This is a genomic window from Sphingomonas sp. IW22 (genome assembly GCF_041321155.1).
Taxonomy (GTDB): Bacteria; Pseudomonadota; Alphaproteobacteria; order Sphingomonadales; family Sphingomonadaceae; genus Sphingomonas.
Genome location: NZ_JBGGWB010000003.1, coordinates 15,921 through 36,211 on the forward strand (window position 1 = coordinate 15,921; position 20,291 = coordinate 36,211).

At 57.8% G+C, this 20,291-nt stretch carries 17 protein-coding genes and 3 pseudogenes; 12 read left to right on the plus strand and 8 right to left on the minus strand.

Going from position 1 to position 20,291, the window contains the following annotated elements:
* Positions 1-201 precede the first annotated feature (201 nt).
* Complete coding sequence (locus ACAX61_RS13615) at positions 202-564, minus strand: hypothetical protein (RefSeq protein WP_370715394.1); 363 nt, start codon at positions 562-564, stop codon at positions 202-204.
* Here ACAX61_RS13615 and ACAX61_RS13620 point away from each other — a divergent pair.
* Positions 563-739: pseudogene (locus tag ACAX61_RS13620) on the plus strand (integrase arm-type DNA-binding domain-containing protein); the annotation flags it as partial. The gene ACAX61_RS13615 and the pseudogene ACAX61_RS13620 sit on opposite strands and share 2 nt — an antisense overlap.
* A 61-nt stretch (positions 740-800) precedes the next feature.
* Positions 801-1,394, plus strand: a pseudogene (locus tag ACAX61_RS13625) (TraG/VirB4 family ATPase); the annotation flags it as partial.
* 1 nt (position 1,395) lies between these two features.
* Here the strand turns inward: ACAX61_RS13625 and ACAX61_RS13630 are convergent.
* Positions 1,396-2,358: an IS110 family RNA-guided transposase gene (locus tag ACAX61_RS13630; RefSeq protein WP_370715395.1), complete on the minus strand. Its 963-nt coding sequence runs from the start codon at positions 2,356-2,358 to the stop codon at positions 1,396-1,398.
* 216 nt (positions 2,359-2,574) lie between these two features.
* Between ACAX61_RS13630 and ACAX61_RS13635 the strand changes: the two genes are divergently transcribed.
* Positions 2,575-2,967 carry a hypothetical protein gene (locus tag ACAX61_RS13635; RefSeq protein WP_370715396.1) on the plus strand — a complete coding sequence of 131 codons (393 nt, stop codon included), beginning with the start codon at positions 2,575-2,577 and terminating at the stop codon, positions 2,965-2,967.
* Here ACAX61_RS13635 and ACAX61_RS13640 read toward each other — a convergent pair.
* From ACAX61_RS13640 to ACAX61_RS13650, 3 genes and pseudogenes are all read right to left on the minus strand, one after another.
* A pseudogene (locus tag ACAX61_RS13640) lies at positions 2,948-3,277 on the minus strand (conjugal transfer protein TraG); the annotation flags it as partial. The gene ACAX61_RS13635 and the pseudogene ACAX61_RS13640 sit on opposite strands and share 20 nt — an antisense overlap.
* A 203-nt stretch (positions 3,278-3,480) precedes the next feature.
* Positions 3,481-5,235 carry an Atxe2 family lasso peptide isopeptidase gene (locus ACAX61_RS13645; protein ID WP_370715397.1) on the minus strand — a complete coding sequence of 585 codons (1,755 nt, stop codon included), beginning with the start codon at positions 5,233-5,235 and terminating at the stop codon, positions 3,481-3,483.
* A protein-coding gene (locus ACAX61_RS13650) for an IS3 family transposase (protein ID WP_370715398.1) occupies positions 5,171-6,534 on the minus strand; the annotation gives its coding sequence in 2 pieces (ribosomal slippage) (positions 5,171-6,184 and positions 6,187-6,534; 1,362 coding nt in all). The genes ACAX61_RS13645 and ACAX61_RS13650 overlap by 65 nt, the downstream gene beginning before the upstream one ends.
* A 162-nt stretch (positions 6,535-6,696) precedes the next feature.
* Between ACAX61_RS13650 and ACAX61_RS13655 the strand changes: the two genes are divergently transcribed.
* Positions 6,697-8,046, plus strand: coding sequence for an NAD-dependent succinate-semialdehyde dehydrogenase (locus tag ACAX61_RS13655; RefSeq protein ID WP_370715399.1), 1,350 nt, complete (start codon positions 6,697-6,699; stop codon positions 8,044-8,046).
* 870 nt (positions 8,047-8,916) lie between these two features.
* Entirely contained in the window at positions 8,917-9,618 is a 702-nt protein-coding gene (locus tag ACAX61_RS13660) for an IclR family transcriptional regulator (protein WP_370715400.1), read from the plus strand.
* 39 nt (positions 9,619-9,657) lie between these two features.
* On the opposite strand, the gene ACAX61_RS13665 is transcribed toward ACAX61_RS13660, so the two are convergent.
* Complete coding sequence (locus ACAX61_RS13665; RefSeq protein ID WP_370715401.1) at positions 9,658-10,365, minus strand: LrgB family protein; 708 nt, start codon at positions 10,363-10,365, stop codon at positions 9,658-9,660.
* Positions 10,337-10,756 (minus strand): CidA/LrgA family protein, encoded by a 420-nt coding sequence (locus tag ACAX61_RS13670; protein WP_370715402.1) that lies wholly within the window; start codon positions 10,754-10,756, stop codon positions 10,337-10,339. The genes ACAX61_RS13665 and ACAX61_RS13670 overlap by 29 nt, the downstream gene beginning before the upstream one ends.
* Positions 10,757-10,842: 86 nt before the next feature.
* On the opposite strand from ACAX61_RS13670, the gene ACAX61_RS13675 reads away from it, so the two are divergent.
* From ACAX61_RS13675 to ACAX61_RS13690, 4 genes are all read left to right on the plus strand, one after another.
* A complete protein-coding gene (locus ACAX61_RS13675) occupies positions 10,843-11,727 on the plus strand; it encodes a LysR family transcriptional regulator (protein WP_370715403.1) in 885 nt (294 codons plus the stop codon).
* A 172-nt stretch (positions 11,728-11,899) separates the two neighbouring features.
* Entirely contained in the window at positions 11,900-12,298 is a 399-nt protein-coding gene (locus ACAX61_RS13680; RefSeq protein ID WP_370715404.1) for a GlcG/HbpS family heme-binding protein, read from the plus strand.
* 10 nt (positions 12,299-12,308) lie between these two features.
* Positions 12,309-13,481: an MFS transporter gene (locus ACAX61_RS13685; RefSeq protein ID WP_370715405.1), complete on the plus strand. Its 1,173-nt coding sequence runs from the start codon at positions 12,309-12,311 to the stop codon at positions 13,479-13,481.
* A gap of 156 nt (positions 13,482-13,637) precedes the next feature.
* A complete protein-coding gene (locus ACAX61_RS13690) occupies positions 13,638-14,822 on the plus strand; it encodes an MFS transporter (protein ID WP_370715406.1) in 1,185 nt (394 codons plus the stop codon).
* Between the two features lie 385 nt (positions 14,823-15,207).
* Here the strand turns inward: ACAX61_RS13690 and ACAX61_RS13695 are convergent, their stop codons facing one another.
* Positions 15,208-16,002, minus strand: coding sequence for an IclR family transcriptional regulator (locus ACAX61_RS13695; RefSeq protein WP_370715407.1), 795 nt, complete (start codon positions 16,000-16,002; stop codon positions 15,208-15,210).
* A 90-nt stretch (positions 16,003-16,092) separates the two neighbouring features.
* Between ACAX61_RS13695 and ACAX61_RS13700 the strand changes: the two genes are divergently transcribed.
* The 3 genes from ACAX61_RS13700 to ACAX61_RS13710 all read left to right on the plus strand — a co-directional run bounded on the left by ACAX61_RS13700 (position 16,093) and on the right by ACAX61_RS13710 (position 20,218).
* The gene (locus ACAX61_RS13700) at positions 16,093-17,550 is read left to right on the plus strand and encodes an NAD-dependent succinate-semialdehyde dehydrogenase (RefSeq protein WP_370715408.1); all 1,458 of its coding nucleotides are present in this window, start codon (positions 16,093-16,095) and stop codon (positions 17,548-17,550) included.
* A gap of 11 nt (positions 17,551-17,561) precedes the next feature.
* Positions 17,562-18,716 (plus strand): iron-containing alcohol dehydrogenase, encoded by a 1,155-nt coding sequence (locus ACAX61_RS13705; protein ID WP_370715409.1) that lies wholly within the window; start codon positions 17,562-17,564, stop codon positions 18,714-18,716.
* A 131-nt stretch (positions 18,717-18,847) separates the two neighbouring features.
* Entirely contained in the window at positions 18,848-20,218 is a 1,371-nt protein-coding gene (locus tag ACAX61_RS13710; protein ID WP_370715410.1) for an NAD-dependent succinate-semialdehyde dehydrogenase, read from the plus strand.
* Positions 20,219-20,291: the final 73 nt, after the last annotated feature.

Sequence of the window (20,291 nt, forward strand, 5' to 3'; positions counted from 1 at the left end):
GTTTTTCCGGTCGACAGATCGTGGCAGAATCTCTGCTGAAAGCTCTGATTATCCGGCGAAGGGATGGCAACGACCACCGCACCATCGACCCAACGGACCGCGGAAACCGGATCGGCATGAATCGGCTCTGACGTTTCCAACGCGGCCATCGCGTTCGATGACGTACAGTATAGCGATGTGGTTGCCGGAATAGAAATCCCGTCAGGTCGTAGCGAACACGAACGCCGCAATGCTCTGCTGAGGCCGCACCGTTTCCAAAATTGCCCGCCCTTTTCCAAGTGATGTGTTGGTGCTATTATTGGTTTTGGTAAATTTCCACTCCTGATTTACGGGGGGGAGGGATGAGCCGCTTGGCTGTCCGATGAGAGTGTTCTTCTGGCACCAATACTGGCTCTGGATACGTCCAGCAGCGTCCAGTGAGCGGCTGGTTTCACAGCATTTTTCGACCGAAAATCGCCAGACACCGTCCGGCGACATCCGGCTAAGAGCACCAGCAGCAGCCACAAAATGCGGCTCTTTTTTGGGGCTCTCGGATCGACCCGGCTTTGCTGGGAAAACGACCATGCTGACCTACATCCAGATCAATGCCGCCAAGCCGAGAGAGAAGGCCTGGAGCCTTTCCGATTCTCAAGGCCTCTATCTCATCATCCAACCGAGCGGATCGAAGCTCTGGCGCTTCCGATACCGTTTTCTCGACAGGCAGAAGTCGCTCCACCTCGGCGGCTGGCCGCAGATCAGCCTCGCCGATGCCCGTCTGCGGCGCGACGACGCGAAAAGGCTAGTTGCCAATGGGATTGCGAGAAGAGCGGACCCTGACCGGCCTCGCGCTCTTGCTCCAGTCCAATCCCCTGCGCACCGCGCTCGGTGCCTACACGCTGGACGGTCCCTACGGCCGGTTGCTGGACGCCGCCGAACAGCATCTCGCGTTCGCCGACGTGCAATGCTTCGAGACCGAGGCTTTGATGGGCCAGGTCGGGGTGGTCGCGCCCGTGCTGACCTATCTGTTCCACCGATTGGAGGAGCGGTTCGACGGGCGACCGACCTTGCTGGTGCTCGACGAAGCCTGGATCTTCCTCGATCACCCGCTCTTCGCCGCGCGCATCCGCGAATGGCTGAAGGTGCTGCGCAAGAAGAATGTTGCGGTCCTGTTCGCGACGCAAAGCCTTGCCGACATCGCATCGAGCAGCATCGCTCCAGCTATCATCGAAAGCTGCCCACAGCGCATCTTGCTGCCGAACGACCGTGCGATCGAGCCGCAAAGCCGCGAAGCCTATGTGCGGTTCGGTCTCAATGATCGCCAGATCGAGCTGGTCAGTCGCGCGACGCCCAAGCGGCAATATTACCTGCAATCCGCGCGCGGCAACCGGCTGTTCGAACTCGGGCTAGCAACTGTGTTTAAGTGGCGTGACCTGGCCGCCACGGCGAAGCCGTTTTGAGGACGGCATTGGCGATTGTGACGAGCCTTCGTGCGATTGCGATGATGATGAGTTTGTGGGGTTTCCCACGCTCTTTGAGGGGTTTGGCTACCGGTTTCAGCATCTGATTGTGACATGCAGCGGCGAGCGCGGCCTGGAACAGCACATGACGCAGCGCTCGCCGTCCTCCAACGATTGTTCTCCTGCCGCGCATTGCCCCACTGTCATGCGGCACCGGAGCAAGGCCGGTCATGGACGCGGCTTCGCCTGCTGTCATCCTCCCGAGTTCAGGCATTTCAGCGATCAGCATCGCGGCCGAGACGGGCCCGATTCCCGGAATGGAGCGCAGAAGTTGCGCCTTCGTCGCGAGGCTCTCATCTTGCGCGATAGCGCTTTCGATCCGACGTTCGATCTCGTCGATCTGTTCGTCAAGCATGGCCTTGAGGGCGACGTCCATATCTTCGACATCACCCGCCACACCCTGCTTGTTGCGCGCCGAGATATGTGCGGAGAGCCGCTTGCGTATGTCAACGATCTGGGCGCGTCTTGTCGTCAAAGTTCTGAGAGTGCGAAGATTTTCATTTGGTAATGTTCGTCCCGCGTCTGGCCGGAACAGCATGAACCCGGCGATGAGTTCCGCGTCGATCCGATCTGTCTTCGCACGGGTACCCCGGGAAAGGGCGAAGGCCTTAATCTGCGCCGGGGGCAGTTGCACAGCTTCGACCCCTGCTGCTGCAAGGGTGATCCAGAGCGCCCATTCCTGACCGCCCGTCGCCTCGAACCCAACCTTGACCAGGCCCGGCATCGGCTCGATCAGCTCGCACAGCTGTTTGTGGCCATGTGAGGTGTTCGGCAGGCGGAAACGCCGTGCCGAAGGATGGCAAAATCCGTCGAGCCAGTCGCGGGATACATCTATACCCACGGCGGTTGTCGCTGCTATCATATCACACTCTCTTCCTTATGCTTCGCGGTCCCGCAAACGGGCCGCCGTCAACTGTTCGAGACGGTGAAGAGAGGCGGGATCAGCCTGCTAGCGAACGTGGTCAGGCCACAAGGTGTTTAGCGCTGTATCCCACCCCGTCACCGATCCCGGCCAGGGTCGGTGACGGGGCATCTATAGCAAAGGCGAGACACATAAGGTGTTTGGTCCCAGCGTGTGATGGGTGGTGCCTCCGACCCTGCGACCCAATCCCGCATCGATGCGCTCGTCGCCGAGCACGGCGAGGCCGATTTCGCCGATCGCTTCCTCCGCGATGCCGATCTAGGCTGGGCCGCAGATATCCTTCCCGATTTTCCCTCCCCCCCAAAGCACAGGAGTAAGTTTATGCGTTCCCACATCCGCAAATATCTGACCGCGAGCGCGCTCGGCCTTGGTGCCGCCGCCTCGCTCGTCATGGGTGTCGTCACGACGACCACGCCGGCCCACACGCAGCTCCTCGTGTTCGATCCGAGCAATTACAGCCAGAACCTGCTCACCGCCGCTCGGACGCTGACCCAGATCAACAACCAGATCCAGTCGCTCCAGAATCAGGCGAAGACCCATAGGTCGTGAGATTGTTCGATTGCCGAGCGCGCCACAACGAACCTGCGATCGCAGCACCGCAGCCGATGAACCCGCCCGCAGCGGCGATCGCGCCGGCTTCGTCGAAGATGATCGGCGCATATGCGTCGAACGAGAACCACCATGGGAAGATCGACCACGGATGGTATATCGGGTGGCCGAACGCGAAGAACCAAGGTGCGCCTAGTTCGGCCTGGTAGGCGAGTTCCGCTGCCACCCACTGCGTCGCCGTCCAGATGCTCGCGACGATGATCGCGAGCACCACTATAATTTTTCCGATGAGCAGCTTTGTCGGGGTCATGCGGGCCTCCGCCCGCATCGACGAGGGTTCGTCGTCCGGGCTGACCCTAAAGTCTCAAAATGCTATTGTTTGCGTCAGCGCCCCGCTGGTGCCGTCACAGGCATTAGAAGGGACATTGAAACTGATTTGTCCCGCAATCCGGTTCAGTTCAAAAATAACGCGTACCCAAGCGTTACGATTAATTACCGGCGGCATCGTAGAGTTCAATCTGGTCGTAATCTGCTCGCGCCAACTTGCCCTCCTGGCGCCGCGAGTTTCGCCCATTGCCGGGCTTCGATTTCTCCAGCCGCACCTTGAGGGCGTTCATCTTTCAACCAAAATGCGAACCAATCCAGATTTCGTCTGTATATTGCTAGCCGATGTGTTGGCTGCCACTTTATGTGCGTCTCGTCAGGATAGATGCGTAGTTCGATTGGAGCATCAACCTCTCGCAGAGCGGTAAAGGCGGCGAGGGCGGAGCGGTATTCGCTGTCGGCCATTTGAAGCAGGACCGGGAAGCGGATCTTGCTGGCATTTTTCACCCAGGAGATGCTCGACCAGAAGCTGTCTGAAGCGCTCGTCAACGCCGGCCAGCCGACATATTCGTATTGTCGTGCGGCAGCCGGCCCCAGCAAGGCTAGTTGCGTCGGTTCGGCGCAGCAATTGCTCATGGATGCAGCTGCAAACATGGTGCTGTTCACGCCGGCAAACTGAACCGTCGTAGCGCCATCGCTCAGGCCGGTGATGCCAATTCTTCGGCCGTCGGCCACTCCGCTGTCGATGACCTTCCTCACGCCGACCTCGATTCCGGAAAGAACATTCCGCTTGTCGATGAAGTCAGTAAGGTCCGCCTTGTCCAGGTCCGCATAGCTCTTCGCACCCGGCGCGACCGCTGGCGATCTGGGGCGCTCGATGCTCAAAACGGCAAAGCCATCGTTCGCGAAAGCCTGTATCGGATATTCGTCCCCTGTCCCCCCGCGCAGGAACCCGCGGGAGCCATATTGCACGACGATCATCGGATAGCGTGTCCCGGAACGAAACCCAACCGGAAGGACGAGATCACCGAACATCTCAACGCCGAAGGACGTCGTCCATTGAAGACGTTTGACCTCGCCCTTGGCGAGGCCGGCGAATTCTGGGTTAGGTTCGAAAACGGCCTGCTGCCTGCCTTTGCTCAAATCGACACGGACAATTCGTCGCGGAACAACGCTTCCCTCGGCCAAGCATAGCAAATCGTCGCCGATGGGCTTGCAATCGAAGAGGACGTCGGTCGTCTCGTAAAGTTTGCGCGGCTTATCCTTGCCCGGAACCCACTCATAGATGGCCGTCGTGCCTCGAGCCCAACCTTCTCGCCGGAGGAAACGAACGCGCTGCCCATCCTTCGACCACCATGCGCCCACGGCGATGTCGCTACATGTTTCAGCCGCGCACGTCAGCTTCCGCTGGTCTAGGCCCTCTACCGCCAGGTGGACGGCATAAGGGATAGGCCCATCGGGATCGATGTAGGTCCACGCACGCCTCCCCAGTGGGTTGCTGGTTACGGACTGCGTTCCGGCGGGCTCGGCCTCTCCAGAACCTCGGAATGATTGCTCCTCCCCCGGCGTCGCCGGCCGCGACGCCCCTGTCTGCAAGTCGATGGTTGTGAACGACTTCGGCGCCGGAGCGGGAACGAACGGCGCATTGCTCGCGATCGGAAAATAACGATCGTCGAACAAATATCCCGTTCGCCCCTCGGTCGCGATCGCCAGATAGGCCTGGTTGAGCGACTGGCGAGAGGAGAGAATAAGCGATTGCCCATCGGCCGAAATGCGAAAGTCGGCAATGTCGGAAGCGTTATAGTGTCCGTCGTCAGATGATTTGGCACTTTTGGCGGCGTGATCGAACGGAGAGATCGGCCTCGTCTGGGGGTTGATGTTAGGCGGCGAGCTTGCGGTGAAGCAAGCGCCGATGTTCGATGGTCTGCCGTTTGATCCTTTCACGTTGTTTGATGATGGCGCTGGCCCTGCCGAAGTAGGCGTCGGCGGGGGTCACGTTGTTCAGGCTCTCGTGGTAACGCTGGTGGTTGTAGTGCTCGACAAAGGCCTCGATCTGGGCCTCGAGGTCACCGGGCAGGAAGTAGTTCTCCAGCAGGATGCGGTTCTTCAGGGTCTGATGCCAGCGCTCGATTTTGCCTTGGGTCTGGGGGTGCATCGGAGCGCCGCGGACATGGCTCATCTTCCGAGCCTCGATGTATTCCGCCAGTTCGCCAGCGATGTAGCTGGGGCCATTGTCGCTGAGCAGCCGGGGCTTGTGCAGCACCGTCGCGCTGTCGCAGCCTGACGCCTGCAGGGCCAGGTCCAGCGTATCGGTTACATCCTCGGCCCGCATGTTGGTGCACAGCTTCCAGGCGATGATGTAGCGCGAGAAGTCGTCGAGCACGGTCGAGAGATACATCCAGCCCCACCCGATGATCTTGAAGTAGGTGAAGTCGGTCTGCCACATCTCGTTCGGACGCGTGGTCTTGGTGTGGAACGCATCGGCGGCCTTGATGACGACGTAGGCCGGGCTGGTAATCAGGTCGTGGGCCTTGAGCAGGCGGTAAACCGTGGCTTCGGATACAAAGTATTGACGTTCATCGGTAAATCGTACCGCCAACTCGCGAGGCGATAGCTCGGACTGCTCCAGGGCCAGTTCCACGATTTGGTCCTGCACATCCGGTGCGATGCGATTCCACACCCGGCTCGGTGCCGATGGCCGATCTTCCAGCGCCTCCGGGCCGCCCTCGAGGAAGCGATCATACCAGCGGTAGAACGTCCGCCGGGCAATGCCGAGCTGGTCCAGCGTCCGCTTGGCAGGCAAGTGCGACTGCTCGACGATCCTGATGATCTCGAGCTTTTCGGATGCCGGATACCTCATTCGTCGTCGCCCCCATCCGCGATCATGCTTTTTTTCAGCAGACGGTTTTCGAGCGTCAGGTCGGCAACGCATTCCTTCAGGGCGCGGGCTTCGCGCCGCAAGTCCTGCACTTCGCCCGTGGTCGCGGCACGGGCAGTGTCGCCGGCCAGGCGGCGCTTGCCCGCCTCCATAAACTCCTTGGACCAAGTGTAATACAGACTCTGGGCAATGCCTTCCTTGCGGCACAGCTCGGCAATGCTGTCCTCGCCGCGCAGACCGTCGAGCACGATGCGGATCTTGTCCTCGGCCGAGAAATGCCGACGGGTCTGCCGCCGGATGTCCTTCACCACCCGCTCAGCGGGGGCCTTGACCGGCGATTTTTTCAAGGAGGGTTGGGTCTTCATCTTCGTTCCTTCGTCACTACGACGAAGCCCCAACCCTCCTTAAATCACAACCTCAAATCTGTGCCATGGGCGCTGACGGCGGACAGACTTCACCGTCAGCCAAACCCGCTAACAATATATCGCCTTGGGATGGCCTGGGAGCGAGTCATAGGAGGATTGTCCATGAGCGAATACGTTGTAATTGATCCGGCAACAGATAGCAGGATTGCGGTGTATCCCGAAGCGTCGGGAGCAGATATTGAGCATATGCTGGCAACTGCGCAGAAGACATATGATGAGTGGTCTTCCTCGACGTCAGTCTCTGACCGTGCGGCAAAGCTCAATCTGCTAGCGGAAATTTTTGTTGAACGTGAAAATCAACTTGCAGCAATAATCCACCAGGAGGTGGGGAAACCCGTCGCCGACTCAGTCGACGAAGTTCGATTTTCGGCAGAAATACTTCGTGCATTCGCTAATAACTCAGAAAAGTGGTTAGCTGACGAAGAATTGCATGTAAAGGATGGCATGCGTACTGTCATTAAGCGTCAGGGGATCGGTATTATCCTTGGAATTATGCCATGGAACTATCCTTATTATCAGGTTGTGCGCTTCGCCGCTCCAAACCTGCTGCTCGGAAATACAGTTATAATAAAACATGCAAACCAATGTCCTGCTTCCGCCAAGATACTCGAAGAGATGTTTCTGGACGCCGGTTTTCCTGCCGGCGCATATACAAATGTGTATGCGACTCATGATCAAATATCGACCTTGATTGCGGATGATCGCTTGCAAGGTGTGTCATTAACTGGTTCAGAGCGCGCTGGCGCAATTGTTGCAGAACAAGCTGGCCGCAATCTCAAGAAGTGTGTGCTCGAGCTTGGCGGATCGGACCCCTTCATCGTACTCGACACTGCTGACGTCGAAAATGCTGTAAAACATGCAGTATGGGGCCGTATGAAGAATATGGGGCAATCCTGTACCGGCTCCAAGCGCTTCATCGTTATTGAATCGGTGTTCGATGAGTTCAAGGAAAAATTCATCGAGGCGCTTAAGAGTGAAGCTGGCGTTGCTGAGTTTCCACCTTTGTCTTCACGTGCTGCGACCACAACGCTTGTAAAACAGGTGGAAACGGCTCTTAAGGAGGGAGCACAGCTTGAGATCGGTGATAATTTACCGAATGGTAATTTCTACAAGCCGGCTGTGTTGACAAACATTACGCCCGATATGTCCGTCTATTCGGAAGAGTTGTTTGGTCCCGTTGCTCAACTTTACTGTGTCTCAAGCGACGACGAGGCTGTAAGGCTTGCGAATGACAATCCATACGGCTTGGGTTCGGTGGTTATATGTGATGATATCGAACGTGCTGAACGCGTCGGTGATCGTCTTGAGGTTGGCATGGTGTATCTTAATGCAGCGGGCCTGGATGGGGCGGATGTGCCCTTCGGAGGCATTAAGAAGTCCGGTTTCGGGCGTGAGTTGGGCAGACTGAGCATTGATGAATTTGCCAACAAAAAGATTTATCGTTACGGGTGAGGTCTGATTTTGGGGTGGGCACGACGGCGGATGCACGTGTTTCGTTTGAAAGCGCGCTTGCTAGCAGGCCGTCGTGCCAATTTGAATCGCTGAGTCCGTGAACTGATCCGTGGACGCCTTCCTGCATCGGGCATTGTATGATACTGCTGGTGTTTCAGGAAATCCAGGCGTTCATGTTGAGCGCGAGATTGGCAACCCATAGTATTCCCTCGGTGCAGACGGATCGATTGTACATACGTCAGAACAGGCCCATTTCCGCCTTCTGATAGGCAAAGACCTGCTCGACGCTGGCGCATTGGCCTGGATTGGGTGGCGTTACCGCTCCGGATGTCGTCCGACACCGGTCACCCCGATCAAGGAGCGGCAATAATCCCCGCGAATGGGCACCGTGTAAGGCGGCCTTCAGACCTCACTTACTTTTTTATTGCTCCATGATCGATCGATAAGCGGTATCGGCCCAGACAGACGTCCCGTTTGCAGCCAAGGATTGACCCTGACCGGGCCTTGATCTGCACTTTCGCCGAATTCTGCAAGACCGCAGAGGATGTTCCGTTGATCAGTTCGTCGTTCAGGCAAGCGATTGGATCCCTCATCCCTCGGGTGAGCCCGATTTGACGTAGGGCGACTTCAAATAGAGTTTCAAAATCTCGAGATGCTACTTGCATCAGCGCACAACTGCGTGGGGCAGGCTCCCAAGCCACGGCGGTGTACCTCGCCAAAAACTCGGCATAGTTCATCAATGTTGAACTTACTTCATTCCTGAACCACTTCTATCCCATCCAGTTCATGTGGTAAGGCTATGCCGCTGCACCTTTTGGGATGACACATGACGCAAACGGGCGCTTTGAAAGACGGGCAGGGGAACAGGACGTGATCCAATCCATCGAGCGCGCGGTCGCGATTCTTGAGATCATCGCGCAAGAGGGCGGTGCCGCCCATCTGCGTCATATTGCCGAGAAGACGGGGCTCGGTAAGACTACCGTCCACAACATCCTGAAGACGCTCGACGAACTGGGCTATGTCAGCCGGCGTATCGGCGACATGCGTTATCATCTGGGCAACCGGATACTCAACCTGGCGCGGATTGCCGGCGATGATTCCGCGTTACGTACGCGGCTTCGGCCCGTTTTAGAAAGGATCGCTGAGAAGACCGGTGAAACGGTCTATCTTGGCGTTCCGAGCGGGGACGAAATCTACTATCTCGCCGGCATCGAGTCAGGGCAGATGCTCAAGACCTCTCGGCCGCCGGCCGAGCGGGAGCGGCTCGAGGGCTCGGCGGTAGGGCTCGTCTTTCTCGCCTTCATGCCTGGGCTGCGAAAGCGCGTCCTGGCGACGCGCGCCGATGCGTTCCCACCCGATATCGTCGCAGAGTTCGAAAAGGTGGCTACAGTGGGCTACGCGCTCGATCTTGAGGCATCCTCGCCCGGACTGCATTGCGTCGCCGTTCCATGGCGCGAAAATGGCGAGGTGAGGGCGGGCATAGCCTTGAGCGGGCCATCCATTCGTATGCCGCGAAAAACGCTGCCTGACCTGGCCTGGCTGATGATGAATGAACTCGATAAGATGAAATAGTTGCTCATTTCCCGTGCGTTGCATGGCCGTCGTTGATCGTCATAGATGAACAAAGAGCGTCACGACGAGGACGTTCATCAGCCCCACCAGCACCATGACGAGGCCGGCAATCGAGCCTTCTTCCCGGCCAATCTCATGTGCCTTGGCCGTACCTGCACCATGAGCGGCGGTCCCGAAAAGTGCGCCACGCGCCAAGGTCGAACGCACAGGCAGCCAGGCCAGCATCGCTTCACCCAGCACGGCTCCAAGTACACCCGTGAGCACGGTAAAGACCGCTGTCAGATCGGGTATACCGCCAATATCGCCGGATACCGCCATTGCGAAAGGCGTGCTGATGGAACGGGGCAGCAGACTCTGGCGAAGAGGGCCGTCGAGACCGAGAAGTGTGGCGAACAACCAGCTTGTTCCGACCGCCGTGGCGCTCCCGACAAGCATGCCTATTGTCAGCACCGGCCACTGCCGGCGGATCAGCTCCCGCTGTTCGTAAATTGGTACGGCGAAAGCAACGGTTGCCGGTCCAAGAAGGCTGACAAGCCAACCCGTGCCACGGATATAGTCCCGGTAATCCTCGTGCAGCATCTGGACAAGGATGATCAGGCAAGCTGGCGTAACGGCCAGCGGCATCAACCACCAACGCGGCCAATGTCGATACAGGCGCTTCGCTATCAAATAGAGCAGGACGGTGGCCACCGACCACAGCAGCGACTGGATCAGCGGGTCATGCAGGGAGAGGGTTGGCGCCGTCATCACCGGACCTCCAGCGATAGCAAAGATCGATCGTCACCGCCGTCACGCCCATCACCGCGATCGTGCTTGCAACAATCACGGCGAGAACCTTCAATCCGAGGAGCCCGAAAAACTCGTGATGGTCGGTTACGGCGAGAACGGCGGGGATGAAGAACAGCAGCATCTCGCCCAGGAACCATTCGGCACCTCGCTTCATGCTGAAGAGGCTCACCCTGTGGGTGGCGAGCAGACCGAGGGCAAGGAGCATCCCGACAACCCCGCCCGGTGCCGGGAAGCCTGTCCAGCGCACAATCCCCTCGCCGACGACCCAAAGGGCGACGATGAGCCCGATCTGGATCAGGCGGCTGGCATGGAAGCGGCGGCGAAAACGAACGACGAGCGCGTGGATCATGGTGACCTCCGCCATCTCTATATGCTGCGCCGCAGCATGAGTAAAATGACTTGTTGGACTAGATAATATTCGCATAAGGAATTCTGATGGAACTGCGATCCCTTCGGGCCTTTGTTGAGGTCGTGCGCCAGGGCGGTTTCTCGCAGGCCGCCAGGACGGTTTTCACCACACAGTCCGCGGTGAGCAAAGCCGTGCGCCAGCTTGAGGCAGAAATCGGCATGCCTGTACTCGATCGCGTCGGGCATCGCAGCACATTGACGGCGGCAGGCGAAATTGTCTTTCGCCGTGCTACCAGGATGCTTGCGCAGCGCGAGGACATGTTGGCCGAACTTGAGGACTTGCGCGGCCTGGGGCGCGGCCTGCTGCGCCTCGGCTTGCCGCCTGTTGGTTCGAGCACGTTGTTCGCCCCGCTATTCGCGGTTTATCGCCATCGGTATCCTCAAATCGACATCCGCCTCCTCGAACATGGCAGCAATCGCCTGGAGGAAATCCTGCGCGCAGGAGAGATCGATCTTGGGGCCTCGCTTCTGCCGGTCTCGGACGAATTCGAGTGGCAGATTGTGAGGCGCGAACCACTCGTGGCCCTTCTTCCTGTCCAACATCCTCTCGCCCAGAAAGACACCATCCAGACCGTCGAGCTGAAGGACATGCCGTTCGTCCTGTTCGAAAGCGGGTTCGCGCTGAACCGCATCATCCTCGACCTTTGCCGCAGACAGGGTTTCGAGCCCGAAGTTGTGGCGCGGAGCAGCCAGATCGATTTCATCATCGCACTGGCTGTGGCTGAACTTGGCGTGGCATTCATGCCGCGCCTGATCGCCGAGCAGCGCCCAAATGACCGGATCCGTTATGTTCCCCTCGCTGAACCGGATGCCTATTGGGACATCGCAATGATCTGGCGTAGGGGCGCCTATCTTTCGCATGCCGCGAAAGCCTGGCTTGATCTTGTAAAGGAAACCCATCCGAGCGATTGATTGGCCGGTTCTCCTGACCGCCCATACGCCTAACACGTGACAGCGCAGACCGATTTTCAAGATCGTTGAAACCTTGCTGAATTATTCCCATGTCCCTTTGCGATTTCTTCCCATCGCGCACTCCATGATTAATGTCTGAGGCTGCCTTTTCATTCAAGGAAGGAAGCCATAAATGGACTTCAGTACAGCGCAGTCCCTGGTCGCCGTCGCCAAGAGCGAGGCGGACAAGACGGGAGTCTCAGTTTCCATCGCGGTACTCGATGCAGCCGCCCATCTCCTCGCTTTCGCCCGCTCGGAAGCCGCCGCTCTCGGAACGATCGACGTCAGCCAGAGGAAGGCACGTACCGCCGCGCTCTTCCAGACTGACAGCAGCGAGCTCGGCGCCGGTGTCGGTCCCGGCGGACCCGCCTATACATTTGAGAACACCAATGGTGGTCTGATCGTCTTTGGCGGCGGTGTCGTACTTCGCAACAAGGATGGGGCCTTTATCGGTGCGATCGGCATCGCAGGAGCAACCATCGAGCAGGATGAGGCGATCGCCAAGGCGGCTGCCTCGTCCATCCTGGCCTGACGGGGGCGATATGCCGTTTGGCCTTCTCGCATTGGCGGTGGCTGCTTTCGCAATCGGCACGACGGAATTCGTCATGGTCGGATTGATCCCGGAGATGGCGCGGGATCTGTCCGTGTCGATTCCGGTCGCCGGTCTGCTCGTCAGTCTTTACGCGCTGGCGATTACTCTGGGGTCGCCGACGGTGACGGCGCTTACCGGAAAGCTGCCGCGCCGTGAACTCGCCATCGGCCTGATGGCAATCTTCACGCTGGGCAACCTGCTCTCCGCCCTTGCTCCCGACTATGCCTTGCTCCTTACCGGGCGGATCATCGCCGCGGTCGCCCACGGCGCGTTTTTCGGAATCGGCGCAGCTGTCGCGACTTCGCTCGTGGACAAATCACGTTCGGGACAGGCGGTATCGATCATGATGGCCGGGCTGACTTTGGCCATGGTGATCGGAGTGCCCTTCGGCTCGTTCGTTGGGCAGCATCTTGGCTGGCGCGCGCCGTTCTTTGCGGTCGTGCTTCTCGGAGTCATAAGCGTAGCAGGCCTGATTGTCGCGCTGCCAAAGGCGATTGAGCACACGCCTCCGGCCGGCCTTCTCTCGCAGTTCGCCTTGCTGGGTAAGCCGCGCCTCCTGGCCATGTATCTCGTTACAGTCTTTGGTTATGGCGGCTCTTTCGTCGTCTTCACTTATCTCTCGCCGCTGCTGACCGGTGTGACGGGGGTAGGCGAAAACGCAGTCAATCTGGCCTTGATGCTCTTTGGCGTCGCCAGCCTGCTTGGAAGTCTCCTGGGCGGTCGGCTTTCCGATACATTCGGCCTGAGAACGACCTTGAGAGCGACTTTGATGGCTCTCTCTGTTGCGCTGGTCCTTCTTCCCTTGGCCGCCACGAACACCGTCAGCATGTTCATCCTCCTGTTCATCTGGGGGGTGTTGCTCTTCGTGATTTCACCGACGGTGCAGGCCGGTGTCGTCACTGTGGCGAAGCAGGAGGTGCCCGATGCCGTCGGAACCGCTTCCGGTTTCAATATCGCGGCCTTCAATCTGGGCGTCTCGGCCGCGTCCTTCGTTGGAAGTATCCTTGTCGCGGGACCGGGCATTTTGACGACGCCCTGGGCGGCGCTGGCATCGACCCTGGTCGGTCTTGTGATTGTCCAATGGTGGTTGGGGCGGGTTCCGTCGTCGCAGGTTGCACTATGATCCGGGCGTACCGAACAGCACAGCCCCGATGCGGTCGCTCGAGATCCGGGATGCACTTGTACGGCGCCTTCGAATTCATCTGCGACCGGCGCGCGCAAATGATGCTCGGCGAGCGCAAGCGCCGCTGGGCAACACGATAGTCGAAAGCCTGTTCCGATGAAAATAAATCCACCTTTGCTCGCGCTCGCGACCGGCGCCTTCGGAATTGGCGTGACCGAGTTTGCGCCTATGGGGCTTTTGCCCGTGATAGCGACCGACCTGCATGTCTCCATCCCCACAGCAGGCCTGTTGATCAGCGCCTATGCGTTGGGCGTCATGATCGGCGCGCCGCTTATGACGCTTACAACCGGGCGCATCCCCCGCCGAATGTTGCTGATCGGTTTGGCCGGAATTTTCACCCTGGGAAACCTGCTCGCGGCGATTTCGGGCAGTTATGATATGCTCCTCGTGGCGCGGATCATTACGTCGCTCAACCATGGCGCTTTTTTCGGAGTCGGATCGGTCGTGGCGGCAAGTCTCGTACCCGCCGATCGACGGGCGGCTGCCGTTGCCGCAATGTTCATGGGGTTGACGATCGCCAACGTGATCGGCGTGCCGCTGGCGACCTGGGCGGGTGAATGGCTCGGTTGGCGCGCGGCGTTCTGGGGAATCACCGGGCTTGGCGTTCTGACCATGGCGGCTCTGCGCCTGACTTTGCCTGATCAGCAGGCGCAAGCGGGCGGGGATCCCTTTGCCGAACTGCGGGTTCTCACGCGCGCACGCGTTTTGGCGGCATTGGGGCTCACCGTTCTGGGTTCGAGCGCCATGTTCACAGTTTTTACTTATATCGCGCCGATCCTGCGGGAAGAAACACATGCTTCGGTCGGTTTCGTTACTGCGATGCTTGTGACCTATGGTGTGGGACTGACGGCAGGAAACTGGCTTGGCGGAAAATATGCGGACCGTTCCGTCGACATAACGTTGATCGTGACCCTTGGCTCGCTGTCAGCGGTCCTTGTGGCCTTTGCCATGCTGATGCGCTTTCCGGCCCCGACAGCGATCCTGGTTTTCCTTTGGGGTATCGCGAGCTTTGCATTGATACCACCGCTGCAGGTGCGTGTAATGACAGCGGCAGCCGACGCTCCAAACCTCGCTTCCTCGGTCAATATCGGAGCGTTCAATCTTGGCAATGCACTCGGGGCAGCGCTGGGGGGAGCCGTGATCGCCACCGGCTTCGGCTACCCCGCAGTATCATTGGCGGGCGCGGCAACCTCGGCCCTCGGTCTCGCCGCCGTGATCGTGGCGCGGCGGTTGATGAAAGGAACGGACGAAAGCGGTACCGATCGCGATCTTGACTATTAGAGCAGCCGACCGGCAAACACACGCAGCACGGCGTTGAGGAAATGCCGGTTGTCATGAGCAGGCCGTGATTCACAGCCTCGCTTCGACAGCGACTGCCAATGATAGCCACCAAATTGAGCCAATAGCTATCAGGCGAGCGTCATTCATTTGGTGTTGCGTTTCACGACCATGTGACAGTGTGCACGTCTGCCCGTTCTCTGCGGTTATCAACAGCCAAGTATGGCACAGGCCTGAATGTCACGCGAAGCAGCTTTCCTGCTTGCAGGTCTTCGCGGCCCCTAGGAAGATTAACCTCGCCCAAATGCTGTAATAGGCTGGCGCACAACAGTTTTATTGCTGCGCGGGAATCAATAATGAGCAGCTTTAATGGGAACTCTGAAGATCATTATCCGCTACCAAGGCGGCGGGATAAGCTAGCCGCCGAGTTCCGAATCGCCTCTCCATAGACCTTGAGTGAACTATCATCCGCCTCCGCACGCATGAGAGTAATAGCCATTCCCGCTATTGCTTTCCCGGTATGGTCCCGGACGGCCGCCCCAAGACAGAGCATACCCTCTCGGGTCTCTCCATCGTCGATGGAATAACCGCGTCGTTGTGTTTCGATCAAATCGCCTTTCAGTTGCGCCAGGTCCGTGATGCTGCGCGAGGTCAGTGGTGCAGGAAAGCCCTGGTCGAATAGCGCGGCAAGGTCTTGCGGCGAAAGATCTGACAGAAGCATCTTGCCTGTAGCAGTGAACGGTGCAGGCAAGCGCATGCCGATGCGAAACATCTGCCCGAGCGGCTGGTCTGAGTGACGGCAGCCGACATAGACAACCTCTGCCCCGTCGCGAACGGTCAGGGTGGCGGTAAAACGGTCAAATGTCCGGTTCTCCTCCAAATGCGTTTGGAAAATTGCGACGATGTCCAAACGTGAAAGAAAGCTGCTTGTCCAGCGGAGGGCATGTGCCCCGATGCGCAGTGTTCCATCAGGGGAATGCGCAAGTAGGGTGAGTTCGACCAGAGCTTTAATCAGACCATGTGCCGTACTTTTGGGTAGATCGAGAGCACGAGTAATGTCTGCAGCGGTAAGTTGCCGCTCTGTGCTCGCGATAAGGTCAAGGATCTGAACAGCGCGCCTTAAGGCCGGCGCCGCGCCCGGCGCCCGTTCAATCTCATTCTTGTCGTGCAGCGTCATATCCATCGTTGATTCCTTGACAGGCTTCTGCGGGACGTCCATGGTTCAAAATATGGAGATCGGTTCAATATACTGAACCTTGGTACTGAGAAAAAAATGATGCTCAATCTTACAAACCCAAAACTTTTGATGGATTCCTGTCTGGTCAATGGAAGTTGGGGTTCCGCGCAAAGCGGAGCAACCATCTCCGTGTACGATCCAGGTACTGGAGATCTGGTGGGGGTGGTTCCTTCCCTGTCCAGGGGAGAGGTCGAGAGCGCTGTAGAAGCCGCTCATAAGGCGTTGCCATTGTGGAGTGCACGTCCGGCAAAGGAGCGCTCCTTTCTGCTCCGCCGCTGGTTTGAGTTGATCGTGGCATCCGCTGACGACCTCGCTACGCTTATGACTACGGAACAGGGCAAGCCACTGGCCGAGGCAAAAGGAGAAGTCCTTTATGCTGCATCCTTTGTGGAATGGTTCGCCGAGGAAGCCAAGCGGGTATATGGTGAAACGATCCCTGCACCATCTGGGGATCAGCGGCTGATCGTGCTTAAGCAGCCTGTGGGCGTTTGCGCGGCAATCACCCCGTGGAACTTCCCGGCTGCGATGATCACGCGCAAGGCAGGGCCGGCGTTGGCGGCGGGATGCACGATGATTGTAAAACCGGCCGAGCAGACGCCCTTAACCGCGCTGGCTCTCGCCGTGCTTGCTGAGCAGGCGGGGATTCCTCCTGGCGTATTCCAGGTGGTGACCGGCGAGGCCCGCGAAGTCGGCAAGGCGCTGATCGACAGTGACGTTGTCCGCAAGCTTTCCTTTACGGGATCGACGGAAGTGGGCCGCATCCTGATGGCGCAATCGGCATCGACCATCAAGAAGCTCTCTCTGGAACTGGGCGGCAACGCTCCATTCATCGTCTTTGACGACGCTGATCTGGATGCTGCTGTGGAAGGCGCGATCGCCTCAAAATACCGCAATGCCGGCCAGACCTGCGTATGCACCAACCGCCTTTATGTTCAGGATGCGATTTACGACGCTTTCGTCGAAAAATTGGTGGCGAAGGTCTCCGGACTGTCTGTGGGTGTCGGCACCCAGCCGAATGTGTCGATCGGCCCCCTGATCGATGAAGACGCCATCAAGAAAGTGGAGGCTCATGTCGCAGACGCCGTATCAAAGGGGGCGATAGTTGCGGCTGGTGGGCAACGGCATCAGCTTGGCGGCACATTCTTCCAGCCGACCGTGCTGACCGGCGTGACTCAGGCCATGCGCGTAGCGCGTGAGGAAACCTTTGGACCAGTTGCGCCGATTTTCCGCTTTGAAACAGAAGCAGAAGTGATTGCTGCCGCCAATGATACTGAGTTCGGCCTCGCTGCCTATTTCTATACCGAGACCGTTCGCCGTGCCTGGCGTGTCGCCGAAGCATTGGAGTACGGGATGGTCGGGCACAATACGGGTCTTATTTCGAATGAGGTCGCTCCATTCGGAGGTATCAAGCAGTCAGGACTTGGTCGGGAAGGATCGCACTACGGGATAGAGGAATATCTTGAGGTTAAATACTGGTGCTCGGCGATCGGGTAGGAGAACATAAGATGAAATCGTTCGAGTTCCACACCGTCCCGTCAATCGAAGTCGCCTGGAGCGGAGCGAACCGGCTGGGAGACATCATCGCGCGTCGCTTCGAGGCTAGGCGGGTTTTTCTGATCACGGATGCCGGCCTGGTAAAGGCAGGCCTGATCGGGCCCATAGTGGACAAGCTCAAGGCGGCAGGTTTTTTCGTTCATGTGTTTGATGGTGTGGTGGCCGACCCACCGGAGCACATCATCGGTGAAAGCGTTCGCCTCGCCAAGGAGGCGGAATGCGACATTGTCATCGGCCTGGGCGGCGGATCCTCACTTGATATTGCAAAGCTGGTGGCTGTCCTGGTGGCATCCGAACAGCCCCTGTCTGAGATGTATGGGATTGGGAATGTCAAAGGCACCCGGTTGCCATTGATATTGATCCCGACCACAGCAGGAACAGGTTCGGAAGTCACGAATATCTCCATTATCACTACAGGCGAAACAACCAAAATGGGGGTTGTCGCGTCCCAGCTCTATGCAGATTACGTGCTGCTTGATGCTGAACTGACGATCGGGCTGCCGAAAATACACACGGCAGCAACCTGCATTGATGCTATGGTGCATGCGATCGAAGCATATACCAGCCGCCACAAGAAGAACCCGCTGTCCGACATGCTGGCGCGCGAAGCGCTGCGGTTGCTCAGCAAAAACCTGATTGCCGCGTGTACGGACGGCGCGAACCGGGATGCCCGTGAGGCCCTGCTTCTGGGTGCCATGCTCGCGGGACAGGCTTTCGCCAACGCGCCGGTCGCAGCGGTTCATGCGCTCGCCTACCCACTTGGTGGACATTATCACATCCCTCATGGACTATCGAATGCCTTGATGCTGGGGCCGGTACTCCGTTTCAATAGCGGGGCAGCAGCGACGCATTACGCTGAACTCGCCGATGTTGTGGAAGCCGAAGGCGGTGACGACACGCGGACACGCGCGGAGGCGTTCGTCCGGCACATGGAATTCCTCATGGATCGCAGCGGTGCTCCACGTCGCCTGCGTGATGTGGGAGTCACGGATAATATGCTTGCTGTTATGGCTTCGGATGCAATGAAGCAGGAGCGCCTTTTAGGCAATAATCCGATAGATGTGAATGAAGAAGACGCGCTTACCCTCTATCGTGAGGCATTCTGAATTCATATAACGGTACTTACAGAATATTTTCGCTATATCCATTGATACTATAAATCATCCAATTCTATAATTTAAAGTTCAATATAGATCGCAATCTATAATTTGTTAGAATCATCACCGGGAGAGATAAGATGAGCGCATATCGATCAATAAATCCGTCAACCGGGAAGATAGAAAAAATCTTCGAGACGCATAGCGACGATGAGATGTTGTCGAAACTGGGAGTCGCCCATGCGCTGTGGCAGAGCGACTGGCGCCATCGTTCTTTCGAAGATCGCCGAACCATCGTAACTAAGGCGGCTGATCTTTTACGTCAAAATAAAGATAAGCACGCCAGGTTGATATCTATTGAGATGGGAAAGATCTTACCCGAAGCGCTATGGGAAATCGAAATTTCAGCGGATATTCTGGAATATTATGCTGATAATGCAGAAAAATTCCTGGCGCCAAGGACTCTGAATGTCGCCGAGGGGCATGCTTCGATACTGAGCCAGCCGCTCGGGGTCATCTACTGCGTCGAGCCCTGGAATTTTCCTTATTATCAGCTTGCCCGCGTAGCCGGTCCCAATCTGATGGCCGGTAACGTGGTCATGATCAAGCATGCTCCGGGAGTGCCGCAATGCGCAGTCGCGTTCGAATCTCTCTTTCTGGAGGCGGGAGCCCCAGAGGGCGCCTATACCAATCTCTTCATCACGAATGATCAATCGGAGGCCCTTATCGGTCGTCCGGAGGTGAGGGGGGTCGCTCTCACCGGGAGTGAGCGAGCTGGAAGTGCTGTCGCTGGACAAGCTGGAAGGGCACTCAAGAAGAGCACTATGGAACTGGGCGGTTCTGACGCCTTCATTGTGCTTGATGACGCAAATCTTGACGATGTTATTCCTCGCGCGATCACCGGGCGCATGTTGAATAATGGTCAGGTCTGTACGGCCGCAAAGCGCATGATCGTTCACAGTTCGTTGGTGGATGAATTTACTACTCGACTTCAAAAAGAAATATCGGATTTCCATTATGGAGATCCTCTCGAGCAGGGCGTCACTCATGGCCCGATGAGTAGCGAAACCGCAATGCGAACGGCGCTTGCATTGGTCGATGAGGCGGTCTCTCACGGCGCCACTCTTGTAACCGGAGCGAAGCAGATCGCCAGGGACGGCTTTTTCATGGAAGCCGGCATCCTTACGGGCGTTACAAAAGAAAACCCCACTTATTACAAAGAGATATTCGGTCCCGTCGCGACTATTTTTTCAGTCGGATCTGATGAAGAAGCTATCGATCTTGCCAATGATTCGCATTTTGGCCTGGGTGGTTCGGTGCATACGAACAATATCCAGAGGGGCAAGGCTCTGGCCGAGCGCATCGATACAGGCATGGTTTTCATAAATGACGTCACGGGGACTGCGCCTGACCTGCCTTTTGGGGGGATAGGCAATTCAGGATATGGCCGTGAACTTTCCGAATTCGGAATAGAAGAGTTTATCAATCGTAAGCTCATTCATTTGCCTTGAGATCAAGGGCGAATTCTTGCGAGCGCCGAGAGGTAGGGCGGAGAAACGCAAGGCCTAACATGGCTGCATAGGG